The following is an 11,772-nucleotide window of genomic DNA, read 5'->3' on the forward strand; positions in this document are numbered from 1 at the left end:
ATGATCAGTTCGTGACGGTCGTGCTGGTACGGGTACGGATGAACGTCGCCATCTCCTCGATGGCGTCCTGGCCTTTAGGCAAGATCGCGTGGAAGAACGGCCAGATGTGGGCCTGTCCCTCGCCCACGAGCAGGCGGGCATCTCCACCTGAGGCATTGACGCCATCGACCACGCGGAGCGCGTCGTCGTGGAGCACCTCGTCCGTTCCCACCAGAACGAAAAGCGGCGGCACCCCGGCAAGGTCGCCCAGAGCAGGGGACAGGTAGCGGTTCGTCACCGGCTCCTCGCCCGCGTACAACGCTCCGAGACCCGCGAGCATGTCTTTCGTGGCGATCGGGTCGAGATGGGCGCGGGTCTCCATGGACTCTCCCGAGCAAGTGAGGTCGGCGACGGGGGAGACGAGAACGCCGGCTGCAGGCAGCGGGGTCTTCTCGTCCACCAGGCGAAGGAGTGTGCCGAGTGCGAGGCCTCCGCCCGCCGAGTCGCCGCCGATGACGATGCTCCTCGGGTCGCGGCCCTGGGCCAGCAGCCATCGGTAGGCCGCGATGGCGTCGTCATGGGCTGCCGGGTAGTTCGCCTCGGGCGCCAACCGGTAGTCGACCAGAAGCACCTGGGCTCCCGACGCCGCCGACAGTGCGGAACCGAAGGCGCGGTAGCCGTGTGCGGAGCCGAAGACGTACCCACCCGAATGGGTCCAGCTGATCGTCGTCTCATCGCTGGCGCCCGGCGCCGTGACCAGCAGTGCGGGGCAGCCTCCCGCGTCGATCTGCTCGATGGTCGTTCCCTCGACGATCGGGAACTGGTCGCACAGCTCTTCGTAGCCGCGGCGCCAGTCAGGTATCTCGGCCGGTGGGGCGAGCGCTGCCAACAGCCCCTGCCAGATTTCCCTGACTTGCTCGACCTCGGTGCTTCCCATTGATTCCACCTCACGTCTGCGTTTTCGCGGTACTGACCCGCGCTGATGTGACGATCCTTACAGGTGTAAACACATGTGTCAAGAGTCACGTAAAGGAGTGAAAAGACCAGATCGGAGCGCCCTTAAGGAATCTTCGGGCGCACGCACGCTCGCGAACTTCACGCTCCGATTGCTGTTTCGCAGCAGTAGGGACGCATGCCACGACGCGTGTTATGTCTGGATCGGATAGCCTGGATAAGGTGACTAACCAGGCCGAAAGCAGGGCCCTCCCGCGGCGCCTCAAGCAGCGACGGTTGGCCGCGCCTTCTCGGCAGGCCATCACCGATGCCGTGCGCGAGTTGCTGACCATCCGTCGCCTCGACGACCTCACCGTCCAAGAGATCGTCGACCGCGCTCAGATGTCCCGCCCCACTTTCTACTCACATTTCGATACGAAGTACTCGGTCGTCGCCGCCCTGATTGCCGACATGGGGCGGACCATCTATGACCGCTGGAAACCCCTCTTCGACGGAGAGGGACCGATCGAGGAGGTCACGCTGCGCCAGGCGGGCCTGGCGACCATCCACGGATGGCGCGAACAGGCGACCCTGTTCTCGGCGACGATCGAGGGGTGGCACAGCAATGACGAGATCCATGACACCTGGAACGACGTCCTCGAACGCTTCCGCATCGCGCTGATGGAACGGCTGGCAAAAGCGCGCCCATTAGAACCCACCGACGACATGGTTGCGACGGCGCTGGTCTCCCTCTACGAGCGCTGCGTCTACCTCGCCATCGCTACACCGGACAGTCCACTGGGGCGTTCGGACGAAGATCTCGCCGACATGCTGGCGATGATGTGGATGAGATCCCTTCGCTTGGACGCCGGTGCGTGACTTATCCCAATCCTGCCGCGGCGCACACGGTGCGCCCCTTCTGCCAGACGTTCCTGTCCGATTCCGCGGGGTCCTCGGGGAGTAACTAGGCGTCGTGAGTGACCGGTGGCCTCGAGTTGGAGGGCCGGGCCCTCCTCCATATTCGTGGACCGAGCGGACGGCAGAGGGGGCAGTCCTCGCCGAGGTCACCGCGGTGTCTGCCCACCTCCGCCAAGCAGGGGAAGAGCGCGCATCGTTCTTCCCGCGCTACCGGAGCGGCAGCGGATGGCTGCGGGTGGAAGGGTCAGGCGGGTGTGAGTGCCTTGTCGAAGACATACCCGGGAAAGCCCTCCTCGATGGACTGCGCCAACGCTGCGACGTAGGCGTTGACTCCCCCGAAGTAGAAGAGGACGCGCGACTTCTTGCCTTCGATATTGGCGCCGAGGAACCACGATCCTGCCTTGGCGCCTTGCATCAACAGGGTGGCATTGATCGCAGCCTCGCACTGCTCAACCCATGCCTCGGCTGCTTCATCTGTCACTTCGACTCGTTCGTGGCCGTGCTCACGGGCGTACTCGAGCACCGCCCCGATCCACTCGATCTGCTTGTTCATGAACGCGTGGAAGTTGCCGAAAGCGCCTTGGGGGCCCGCGATGGTGTACATGTTGGGAAAGTTGGCACCACACAGGGCCAGGTGCTGAGCTGGAGCGTTGGCGTCCCAGGCCTCTTTGATCGAGGTGCCACCCCGGCCCGTGACATCGATATTCGTCAACGATCCCGTGATGGCGTCGAATCCCATCGCGTAGATGATCACGTCGACCTCGTGCACAGTGCCGTCGGCGAGCTTGATGCCCTTCGGGACGATCTCTGTGATCGGATTGTCACGCACGCTCACCAGTGAGACGTTGGCACGGTTGAACGCTTCGTAGTAGAAGTGACCTGCTGGTGGCCGCTTGCCGCCGATCGGATGATCCTGAGGGCACAGCAGTTCCGCGGTCGTCGGGTCCTTCACGATCGATCGAATCTTGTTCCGAATGAAGTCAGACGCTTCATCGTTACATTGCTGATTGACCAACATGTCATCAAAGGTCTCGAACAAGAAGCGGAATCCTCCTGCTTCCCAACCAGAATCGAATATCCGCTGCCGCTCGTCACGATCGGGCACGTCATCGAAGACTCGATTGGCCGGCGGGAACCACATGCCGAACGGATGGGCATAGGTCTCTTCCCACACGGTGGAGTAATCCCGTTTGATCGACTGACGCTTTTCTTCCGTTGCCACATAATTGCGAGCAGGGATGACATAGTTCGCGGTTCGCTGAAACACTGTCAGCTGCTCTACCTCGTCGGCGATCGTTGGAATGATCTGGACCGCGGTGGCGCCGGTTCCGACGACGGCCACCCGCTTACCCGACAGTTCCACAGGGGTATGAGGCCACCGGGAGCTCATGTACCACTCGCCTTCGAAGTCCTGCACGCCGGGGAACGGCGGCTCGACAGCTACCGACAACAATCCTGATGCGGCACAGAAATGGCGGGCCGTGACGGTCTCACCGGTTTCCGTGGTGAGAGTCCAAAGGTTGTCGTCGTCGCTCCATGCTGCGGATGTGACGCGTGTGTTGAAGGTGATCTCCTTGCGGAGATCGAATTTGTCAGCGACGTGCCGCAGGTAGGCAAGGGACTGTTTCTGAGTCGGAAACCGCTCCTGCCAGTCCCATTCCTGCATGAGCTCTTCGTCGAAGTCGTAGCAGTAGAACCAGGCTTCACTGTCGGTACGTGCGCCCGGGTAACGGTTCCAGTACCAGGTGCCGCCCACATCGGATCCTGCCTCGAAGCATCGGGCCTGCAGGCCGAGCTTGCGAAGCTCGACGAGCATTCGCAACCCGCTGAATCCCGCGCCCACTACGACAGCATCGATGTCCGGTTGATTGGAACGTGTATCTGTGCTCATGGAGTGATTCCTCATCTTGCAGGGTGTCTCATGCATTTGTTTCGGTCAGGCGGGGGCTGGCCACCTTCTCCGTGACGAAACGGCCGATCGTTTCGAGGACTTGTTTCCTGGTCTCGAGATCGGAGTGAGGGTGAGGAGCCTTCGTCCGAGGCTCAGACCTCAGCGAAGCGGGATTCGTTGTCGTTGCTCCACGGTTCGAGGACCGGAGTCATGTAGTGCAGGTCGATATCGCGAACGGTGAACTTCCATCGGCCGTCGATTCGTCTCAGTTCGTCGGTGTATGTCGCGGCGAACATCAGGGCTCGCCCCTTGGTGTCGGTGCCGGTGACGTCCGCGTTGACTCGCGCCTTAGCCGTGTCTCCGTCGAGTTCGATTACGACATTGGTTGCCCAGTGGTGCATCTCGGTGAAGGCGCCCCACAACCCGTGCAGGATCTCGCGGATCGCGTCGATCCCGATGTGATCGCCGAACTGGGCGCCGATCAGGTATTTGGCATCCTCGGACCAGATCGACATGAACAGGTCCTCGTCGCGCCCGTCGACGCCGTGGCAGTACTTGGCGATGAGTTCTCGGATTTCTTCGCGGTCCTCCAACTGCTGGACACGCTGTTCGATGGTTGCCATGAACTTTCCTTTCTCTTTATGTCGGGTCGAGCGGCCCATGCGGCGCCACCCATCAACTGGAGAAGATGGGCCTGCGGGCGCTTGACTTGGTTACTGGCCTGTCCCGGCCCGTGCGGTGTTGATCCACTCGGACGATGGTGATGTGATCGGGCGTCGCGATGAGCCGCTCCGGCCGCCCGTCGAGGAGTTGACAGGTTCGGCATCGACGGTGGATATCGGCGGTCCCGTAACGGAACCGGCTGACGTCTTCGTAGATGGCATGGCTTCCTTCGGGGTTGATCCAAGCATCGAAAGTCCGACGCACCGGCTGGGCACACGCTGGTTCCTGTGATGCACGAGCCACTAGCCGTCACATGTGATGCCCAACACACACTTACATGTGACTTAACAGATGTCAATGCACATGTAATTTTTATGGCGGTGGATCAACGGGCGCGTCGACGGAGGATGCCGTCGACGGACGATGCACGTAGCTGAACCGCAGGATCTGCCCACCCCGCACAACACCCCCACAATGCAGTTTTCATCGAGTGAACGGACCACCAACGGTCACCATGTACCGCTGCAGTGCACTGGTCGGCCGGTCAATCCGAGATTCGGGACCGGCCCAAATATGATGACGGAACTTATATCTGGGGTTTTTGGGGGGGTATGGAATCGCCTCGGTCAGTTCCGCCGACCGTTGTAGGGGGAATTGCAGGCACCATCGGCCGGGGAGGTGTGCGTGTTTGAGGCCGCACGTGCGTAAGCATCGCCGGCTGCTCGGGGCGGCGGCGGTGTTCTCCATGGCTGCTGCCGGACATCCGGCGGATAGACCGTCCACCCACCGGTGCCGAGTAAGCGTTCTCTATCGTGATCGACGTCATATCAGTTGCAACGATTTCGAGGAGACCAGATGCCGATCACCGCAACACTGGAACTGAAGTTCAAGCCTGAGTCCGTGAACGCTGCCCGTGACATCTTCAGCCGCGAGCTGAAGGCCACCCGCGCGTTCGACGGCTGCCTGGGCGTCGAGGTGCTCGTCGACGCCGTCGATCCCGCTCATTGGCTGCTGATCGAGAAGTGGGAGACGGAGGAACACGACGCCGCCTACCGCACCTTCCGCGCGGGACCGGGCGCCATCACCGACCTCGGACCTCTGCTGGCCGGCGCACCGACCCTCGTGAAGTACACGGTCGACGACAGCATCTAGGTCCGATCCCGCGGTCGTCGAACTGGAGTGCGGATCAGGCCGCGGTCTCCAGGTCGACGATCGGTGTGGGGTCGCGGCCTGCACGTCGTCGACGCTCACTCCGGGCGCAAGTTCGCGCAGAGTGGAAGCCGCAAACCCGGGCCGGCCGGACGAGGATTTGCTGTCGGTTCCGGGACTCAGCTTTCAAGCGGAGAGGGCGAAGGTTTTGTCGGTCGCCAAGGCGGCCGTCGAATTCAACCGCGAGAAGCACATAGGTGCCCTCGAGCGGGTGAAGAGAGCGCGATATTGCAAAAGCGAATAGATCGGAAGTCTTATAGGCCGGTTTGGTTGACGTAATAGCCGTTAGCTGTCCTTCGTACTCATTGTTGAACACCGTATTTCAATGAATTCGTCGTCTCTGTCGTCATACGGTCCGCATGTGTGGAGCCAGTAGGAGCAGCTGGGTCGGTGAGTTGTAAAGTTTTGCGCCCGGACACCGGCGCCTCTCCGGCGACAGGACCCGCCGATCGCTCACAGGGTGGCGCGTGTGAAGTGTTCCGACGCCGCCCATTCGTCGAGACGCTGGTGGTAGTGCCTGCGCACCTCGTCGAGTCCGTGCCCGACGTAGAGGCGCAGTGGCGCGTCGGGTCGGTCGGCGATCGACACGATGGTCTGCGCCGCGCCTTCGAGATTGCCGGGGTCCAGTCGTAGAGCCCGGGTATTTGATCGGCAGCCGGCGCGTATGCGTCGATGGTGCGCGACGGCTGCACCGCGGATTCACCGAGCCCGGTTTGGAAGACCCCCGGCTCGACGATGGTCACCTGACGACCGAGGTGAGAGATGTCCCGCCACAGCGCCTCGCTCAGTCCCTCGACCGCGAACTTGGACGCGACGTAGGCGGCGAACCGCGGCACGCCGATGAGACCGCCGCCGGAGGAGAAGTTGATGATGTGTCCGCTGCGGCGCTGCCGCATTCCCGGCAGGAGCGCCTTGGTCACCGCGACGAGGCCGACGACGTTGGTTTCGAGCTGGGCTCGGACCTGATCGAGTGAAAGTTCTTCGAGGGTGCCTTGGACGACATTCCCAGCGACGTTGAGCAGCACGTCGACCGGACCGAGATGCGATTCAACCGCCTCGACGGCGTCGCGGATCGACGTCTCGTCGGTGACGTCGAGTTGCTGGACGAGGACGTTCGACAGCTCGTGCAGGCTCGCAGGAGTTTTGGCAATGTTGCGCATTGTCGCGGCAACGTTCCAACCGGCGTGTGCGAAAGCTACGACGAGAGCCTCGCCGAATCCGACCAGGTGCTCTCGAGAGGGGGTACCGCCAGCCCTTGGCTCAGGAGAGTCCCGGACACGTCAGGCGTCAGGGGTCGATCGACCGACGAGGAAGTAGGCGAGGGGGACTACGCCAACCGAGTTGACGAGCACCACCGCTGTCGCCCAACCCGTCTTCGATCCCCTGATCTGGTCTGCCGGCCGGTGCTTGATGTCAACTAGTGCCGCGATCTTCAGGACACCCTCGAAGGCAGCGCCGGCGATGATCAGCCGCCGGCTGCGGTTGCTGAGTTCGCTCCATCGTCGTCTGGTGACCATGAGCAAGCGTAGCTCTGGGGAAGAGATCGGCGGCTCGTCCGCGTGTCGCGGAGAAGTTAAGTATCTTGAGATACCTCAGTATGTTTAACCGAAGGGACACCATGACCCGCACCATCGCAGTGGTCAACCATAAGGGCGGCTCGACCAAGACCACGAGCACGGTCAACCTCGCCCAGGCCCTCGTCGAAGCCGGTTACACCGTCCGCGTCGTCGACCTCGACCCACAATGCAACGCCACCACCTGGCTCGGCGCCACACCCGAAGCTGTCGACAACGATGTCCTGTCGGTACTCATGCTGGTGGCGAGCATCGAGGAAGCGACCACCATCACCGCGTCCGGGATCCACCTCGTTCCTGCCACCAAGGAACTCGATTCCGTCGGGCCCTACTTCCTCAAGAAGCCCGGTGCGCACGGCATCCTGCGCAAAGCCCTCACCAACGCCCCCGACGTCGACTTCAACCTTATCGACTGCCCCGGAGACTTCGACCACCTGACCATCAGCGCACTCGTCGCCTGCACCGAAGTGCTCGCCGCTGTCATGACGGGCGCCATGGAACTCGAAGCGCTCATGCGGATCGAGAACTACATCACCCAGCAGGTCGAGTTGCTCAACCCCACCGCGCGGCTCAATCACATTTTGTGCGGCCGCGTCGAACTCGGCCAGGTCATCGACCAGCAGGTTCTCGCCGCGCTCCGCGAGACCTACCCCGACCAGACGATGCGCACCATCATTCCGAAGTCTGTCCGTGTCAGCGAAAGCTACAGTGCCGAAGAACCCGTCGTCAGGTGGGCGCCGTCCTCCTCCGCATCACGCGCTTACCGCGACGCCGCCCAAGAGCTCGTCGAAAGGATGCCCTGATGACCGCGACACGTAAGCCCGGACTTGCGAGCAACCCCCTCGAACGTCGCCAGCAGGCCCGTGCAGGAGCACACCCGGACGGGACGCACTCGCGCGCACGTCGAAAGGACCTCCTGGTGGGCGTGACACGTGAGCCCGGACTCGCGAGCAACCCCCTCGAACGCCGCAAGCGGCGGCTGCCGAACCTTGTGGAACAGTGCGTGGACGTCGCGCAAGTAGCCCTCGGCGAGGAAAAGATGACCACGAAACGGGTCTCCGTAGGAAAGAAGCAGGTATCGGTCTCCATCGAGACCGCCCGGGTCGAGCACGGCAAGGACGCCGTCGCCGCCATCGGCCACATCGCCGGTGCCCCCAGCAGTTGGTCCGCCCTCGTCGACGAAGCCGTCGCCCACTACCTCGCCGTTCTCGAACGCAGGTACAACAATTGCGAACCCTTCCCCCCGCGCGACGCCGAGGTCGTCCGGAGCCCACGCATCAAGTAGGCCGCCCAGGGCAGTCACATCGACCGCAGGCAGCAGTAGAGGGAGATGTTGCTGTTCGTGCGCGGGGTGTCGAACCCGATGTCAACCGCGCATGCGGAAGCCACGTGGGTGGTTCACAGATGGGCCAGCATGGGGAAGAGGGCGATCGCGGAGACGGTGATTCCCGCGGCGCCGGCAACGACGCCCAGCAGGGCCCGCAGTGATGCTGCCTCGTCGTCTGCATCCGCGGACCGCGACGTCGCGATGGCGCCGCAGATGACCGCGGCTAATCCCAGGATGAAGCCGAGTGCTACCACCCAGAACGACGCAACGGAGAGAGCCCCCAAGGCGATCGACACGGCAGGCAACCGCGAACCGTGCGGTTTCCCGGTGTCGTTGTCGGCGGAGGCAGACATGCAGTTGTCGGCACGGGGGCTGTGGGGGACGGCGGCGGTCATGATCCTCCTTCGTACGGTTGGCGCGTCGGGTCGGCGGGCCACATGGCGGCTGAACTGGGTTCGCAGTGTGTTCGGGACTGGCCCGTCCACGAATACGAGCGGTGTGTCGAGGTCGCCTCGGTAGTCGGTGGCCGCGATTACGTCGAGGCCGAGCTTGTGACGTAGGCCCCACTCAAATTAGCACTCATGCCGTGCGAGTGCTAGATCTTTTCCCTAACTAACTTCCTGCCGCCTCTGATTTGTGCGGGTGACCGCGGGCGTCACCGCGGGGAATGTGATCGAGGTGAGCGGGCGATCGCGGTGGCGGCTATGGCTACCGCGGCGGCGACGGCAACGGCGATGGCGGCCGGCCGCGAATCGAGACCGTCGCCCGAGGTTCGCGCCACGACTATCCAGGCAAGACCCCACACGATTGCGGCGGTGACGGTGAACCTTCCGTGACCGGCGACGGCGAGAAGGCCTGCGACCACGGCGACCAGTGCGAGGACGAGGACGGCCCAGGTGTCGGGTCCGAGTCCGAACGGATCGATGTCGGCGCCAGCCAGTGTCGCGGCGATGTTGGTGACGACGGCGACACACACCCAGCCGAGGTAGATGTAAGCGGTGCCGTCGACGAGGACCGCCTCGACACGGCCTGCGGGCCTCTCCGTGGTCAGGAACCCGAAGACCACCACGAGGACGGCGAGCAGCGCGATGATGACCAGGACGCTGAGCCAGAGCTGTTCGAACTGAACGCAGGTTATCCAGGCCGCGTTCAGGACCATAGCGGCGGCGAACCACCACCCGACCTGCCGTTGACGAACATCGGCGCGGTGAGCGGGCAGCGCCTGCCAGATCGCGTACCCAATGAATCCCGAATAGATCAGTGTCCAGATCGAGAAGGCGGGCTCGCCGGGGGCCACGGCCGTGGCGTCCGCGGCGAGGGCACCATCGGCAACCTGGGCGATCGGAGTTCCCACCAGTGCTCCCGAGCCGATGAAGGAGCCGACGACGGCCACCACTGCGGAGACGATCACGAGGAGCACGCGGACGCCGTCGTGACGGATCGGTTCGATCGAACTGTTCATGCCCACCACTCTCCCGTAGAAGGTCCGTTGTCGACGATAGGTTCCGGCGTCGTGAACGCCACCGTGTCGGGGCGCAGCACCAGACGAGAAATGCTGCGCGGCAGGGATTCGCGGCCGCCGCGCTGCCGGATGGGTGGCCGGCGTTTCGTAGACCGGGCCGTTGGGCAATCGGATGCCGACGACAGGAGGGATGATTGTGACCCACACCCACCACACGGGACCGTCCCCGGATCGGTCGGGCGAACCCCCGGACGCGGCACGTCAGGTCGACGACCTGTCCACCGTTCAGCTCGTGGAACGCCTCACCGACCAGGTGAAGGCGCTTGTTCAGACCGAGGTCCGGCACGGAATCGTCGAAGTGAAGGACAAGGGCGCGCGCTTCGGAGTCGGGGCCGGCGTCTCGGGTGCCGGACTTCTCATCGTGCTGTACGGACTCGGTGCCCTGGTCGGCGCGGCGGTACTCGCACTTGCGACGGTCCTGGACCCGTGGCTCGCGGCACTGCTGGTGGCAGTTGTCCTCATTGCGGTGGGCGGCGTGGTCGCCGCCGTCGGCGGGCAGCGGGCCAAGGACGCACTACCCCCAACCCCGGATGACACCACCCGCAGCGTCCGCCGGGACGTCGACACGGTCAAGGAAGGCCTCCGATGAGTTCCCCGCGAGAGTCGACCCCGGACGGCGGCGACCTCGCCGCTGCCGCTGCGCGTGAGCGCGCCGAACTTGCCACGACGCTCGACGCCCTGGCCCACAAGGTGGACGTGCCCGCGCGCACGAAGGCCGGCATCCGGCGGGAACTCGACAAGGTCCGGACCGAGCCGCGAGCCGCGGCGCTCCTCGGCGGTGCCGTCGCCGGTGTCGTTGCGCTGCTTGTCTTCCGCCGACGAACTCGGTGGCCAAGGTGACGCCCGTAGGCGGGCGGTTGACCACTCGATAGGAGAGGCGCATGGGCGAACACACTCCACACACAATCGACTACCCCGGTCGAACCTCGGAGATGGCGGAAGAACCGCATGACGAGATGCGCGCGTATCGGGGCAACGAATTGTTGAGCGGAAAGAGGGCACTGGTTACCGGCGGAGACTCGGGGATCGGGCGCGCCGTAGCGGTGGCGTTCGCGAAGGAAGGCGCCGACGTGGCCATCGCTTACCTCGAAGAGAGCGACGACGCGGCCCACACGGCTGAATTGGTCGAGGGGGAAGGGCGGCGCTGCCGCACATACGCGGGCGATCTCGCCGATCCGCAGCATTGCCGTGACGTCGTCGCACGCACGGTCTCGGAATTGGGCGGGCTCGATATCGTCGTCAACAACGTGGCCTACCAGGAACCCGTCGACGATTTCCTCGACCTGTCCGATGAGCAGTGGCGGCGAACGTTCTCGGTGAACATCGACAGCTACTTCCACGTGACGAAGGCGGCCGTGCCGCATCTCGGCCGGGATTCCTCCATCATCAACACCGGTTCGGTCAACGGTTTGCGTGGAAACAAGTCGCTGATCGACTATTCCGCGACCAAGGGGGCGGTGACGGCCTTGACGTACTCGTTGGCTCAAACCTTGCTGGAACGCGGAATTCGCGTCAATTGTGTTGCTCCCGGACCGGTCTGGACACCACTGATCCCGGCGACCATGGACGAGGAGAAAGTCGCGGAATTCGGGAAGCAGGCCCCGTATGGGCGGGCAGCCCAGCCCGACGAGATCGCGCCGTCCTACGTGTTCTTCGCCTCCGGGCTGCTGTCCTCCTACTACTCCGGCGAAGTGCTCGCCCCATTGGGTGGTGAGACGCTACCGGGCTGACAGTGTGCAACAGGGACGCGTTTGAC

At 63.7% G+C, this 11,772-nt stretch carries 14 protein-coding genes; 7 read left to right on the forward strand and 7 right to left on the reverse strand.

The window, feature by feature from the left end:
• Positions 1-4: 4 nt before the first annotated feature.
• Complete coding sequence (locus tag CA951_RS03895) at positions 5-916, reverse strand: alpha/beta hydrolase (RefSeq protein WP_179220107.1); 912 nt, start codon at positions 914-916, stop codon at positions 5-7.
• A gap of 239 nt (positions 917-1,155) precedes the next feature.
• On the opposite strand from CA951_RS03895, the gene CA951_RS03900 reads away from it, so the two are divergent.
• Complete coding sequence (locus tag CA951_RS03900) at positions 1,156-1,791, forward strand: TetR/AcrR family transcriptional regulator (protein ID WP_179220108.1); 636 nt, start codon at positions 1,156-1,158, stop codon at positions 1,789-1,791.
• A 283-nt stretch (positions 1,792-2,074) separates the two neighbouring features.
• Here the strand turns inward: CA951_RS03900 and CA951_RS03905 are convergent, their stop codons facing one another.
• Both CA951_RS03905 and CA951_RS03910 read right to left on the reverse strand, forming a co-directional pair.
• Positions 2,075-3,721, reverse strand: coding sequence for an NAD(P)/FAD-dependent oxidoreductase (locus CA951_RS03905; protein ID WP_087555618.1), 1,647 nt, complete (start codon positions 3,719-3,721; stop codon positions 2,075-2,077).
• A gap of 152 nt (positions 3,722-3,873) precedes the next feature.
• A complete protein-coding gene (locus tag CA951_RS03910; RefSeq protein WP_179220109.1) occupies positions 3,874-4,344 on the reverse strand; it encodes a nuclear transport factor 2 family protein in 471 nt (156 codons plus the stop codon).
• Positions 4,345-5,239: 895 nt separating this feature from the next.
• Between CA951_RS03910 and CA951_RS03915 the strand changes: the two genes are divergently transcribed.
• Positions 5,240-5,536 carry a putative quinol monooxygenase gene (locus tag CA951_RS03915; RefSeq protein WP_087555620.1) on the forward strand — a complete coding sequence of 99 codons (297 nt, stop codon included), beginning with the start codon at positions 5,240-5,242 and terminating at the stop codon, positions 5,534-5,536.
• A 359-nt stretch (positions 5,537-5,895) separates the two neighbouring features.
• On the opposite strand, the gene CA951_RS03920 is transcribed toward CA951_RS03915, so the two are convergent.
• Complete coding sequence (locus CA951_RS03920; protein WP_087555621.1) at positions 5,896-6,819, reverse strand: SDR family NAD(P)-dependent oxidoreductase; 924 nt, start codon at positions 6,817-6,819, stop codon at positions 5,896-5,898.
• 54 nt (positions 6,820-6,873) lie between these two features.
• Positions 6,874-7,110, reverse strand: coding sequence for a hypothetical protein (locus CA951_RS03925; RefSeq protein WP_087555622.1), 237 nt, complete (start codon positions 7,108-7,110; stop codon positions 6,874-6,876).
• Positions 7,111-7,211: 101 nt separating this feature from the next.
• Here CA951_RS03925 and CA951_RS03930 point away from each other — a divergent pair, with 101 nt between their 5' ends.
• Positions 7,212-7,970, forward strand: a complete 759-nt coding sequence (locus tag CA951_RS03930) for a ParA family protein (RefSeq protein ID WP_087555623.1) — start codon at positions 7,212-7,214, stop codon at positions 7,968-7,970.
• On the forward strand, positions 7,970-8,452 hold the full coding sequence (locus CA951_RS03935) for a hypothetical protein (protein WP_087555624.1): 483 nt from the start codon (positions 7,970-7,972) through the stop codon (positions 8,450-8,452). The genes CA951_RS03930 and CA951_RS03935 overlap by 1 nt, the downstream gene beginning before the upstream one ends.
• A gap of 113 nt (positions 8,453-8,565) precedes the next feature.
• Here CA951_RS03935 and CA951_RS03940 read toward each other — a convergent pair whose 3' ends face one another.
• Together CA951_RS03940 and CA951_RS03945 are read right to left on the reverse strand one after the other, a co-directional pair.
• Complete coding sequence (locus tag CA951_RS03940; protein ID WP_256973304.1) at positions 8,566-8,889, reverse strand: hypothetical protein; 324 nt, start codon at positions 8,887-8,889, stop codon at positions 8,566-8,568.
• A gap of 260 nt (positions 8,890-9,149) precedes the next feature.
• Positions 9,150-9,956 carry a tryptophan-rich sensory protein gene (locus CA951_RS03945; protein WP_087555625.1) on the reverse strand — a complete coding sequence of 269 codons (807 nt, stop codon included), beginning with the start codon at positions 9,954-9,956 and terminating at the stop codon, positions 9,150-9,152.
• A 196-nt stretch (positions 9,957-10,152) separates the two neighbouring features.
• Here CA951_RS03945 and CA951_RS03950 point away from each other — a divergent pair, with 196 nt between their 5' ends.
• Genes CA951_RS03950 through CA951_RS03960 form a run of 3 tightly spaced genes read left to right on the forward strand, consistent with a single transcriptional unit; the run spans position 10,153 to position 11,746 of the window.
• Entirely contained in the window at positions 10,153-10,605 is a 453-nt protein-coding gene (locus CA951_RS03950; RefSeq protein ID WP_256973306.1) for a phage holin family protein, read from the forward strand.
• The gene (locus tag CA951_RS03955; RefSeq protein ID WP_087555627.1) at positions 10,602-10,856 is read left to right on the forward strand and encodes a DUF3618 domain-containing protein; all 255 of its coding nucleotides are present in this window, start codon (positions 10,602-10,604) and stop codon (positions 10,854-10,856) included. Before CA951_RS03950 ends, CA951_RS03955 begins: the two co-directional genes overlap by 4 nt.
• 41 nt (positions 10,857-10,897) lie before the next feature.
• The gene (locus CA951_RS03960; RefSeq protein ID WP_087555628.1) at positions 10,898-11,746 is read left to right on the forward strand and encodes an SDR family oxidoreductase; all 849 of its coding nucleotides are present in this window, start codon (positions 10,898-10,900) and stop codon (positions 11,744-11,746) included.
• The last annotated feature ends 26 nt before the right edge of the window (positions 11,747-11,772 follow it).

The sequence above is a fragment of the Rhodococcus sp. NCIMB 12038 genome, from assembly GCF_002165735.1.
GTDB lineage: Bacteria > Actinomycetota > Actinomycetes > Mycobacteriales > Mycobacteriaceae > Rhodococcus_F.

What these genes read in the sequence shown, in the direction of transcription:
- CA951_RS03960 (WP_087555628.1), top strand. Translation starts at nt 10,898, where the DNA reads ATGGGCGAACACACTCCACACACAATCGACTACCCCGGTCGAACCTCG.
- CA951_RS03945 (WP_087555625.1), bottom strand. Translation starts at nt 9,956, where the DNA reads ATGAACAGTTCGATCGAACCGATCCGTCACGACGGCGTCCGCGTGCTC.
- CA951_RS03930 (WP_087555623.1), top strand. Translation starts at nt 7,212, where the DNA reads ATGACCCGCACCATCGCAGTGGTCAACCATAAGGGCGGCTCGACCAAG.
- CA951_RS03955 (WP_087555627.1), top strand. Translation starts at nt 10,602, where the DNA reads ATGAGTTCCCCGCGAGAGTCGACCCCGGACGGCGGCGACCTCGCCGCT.
- CA951_RS03935 (WP_087555624.1), top strand. Translation starts at nt 7,970, where the DNA reads ATGACCGCGACACGTAAGCCCGGACTTGCGAGCAACCCCCTCGAACGT.
- CA951_RS03895 (WP_179220107.1), bottom strand. Translation starts at nt 916, where the DNA reads ATGGGAAGCACCGAGGTCGAGCAAGTCAGGGAAATCTGGCAGGGGCTG.
- CA951_RS03910 (WP_179220109.1), bottom strand. Translation starts at nt 4,344, where the DNA reads ATGGCAACCATCGAACAGCGTGTCCAGCAGTTGGAGGACCGCGAAGAA.
- CA951_RS03940 (WP_256973304.1), bottom strand. Translation starts at nt 8,889, where the DNA reads ATGACCGCCGCCGTCCCCCACAGCCCCCGTGCCGACAACTGCATGTCT.
- CA951_RS03915 (WP_087555620.1), top strand. Translation starts at nt 5,240, where the DNA reads ATGCCGATCACCGCAACACTGGAACTGAAGTTCAAGCCTGAGTCCGTG.
- CA951_RS03925 (WP_087555622.1), bottom strand. Translation starts at nt 7,110, where the DNA reads ATGGTCACCAGACGACGATGGAGCGAACTCAGCAACCGCAGCCGGCGG.
- CA951_RS03905 (WP_087555618.1), bottom strand. Translation starts at nt 3,721, where the DNA reads ATGAGCACAGATACACGTTCCAATCAACCGGACATCGATGCTGTCGTA.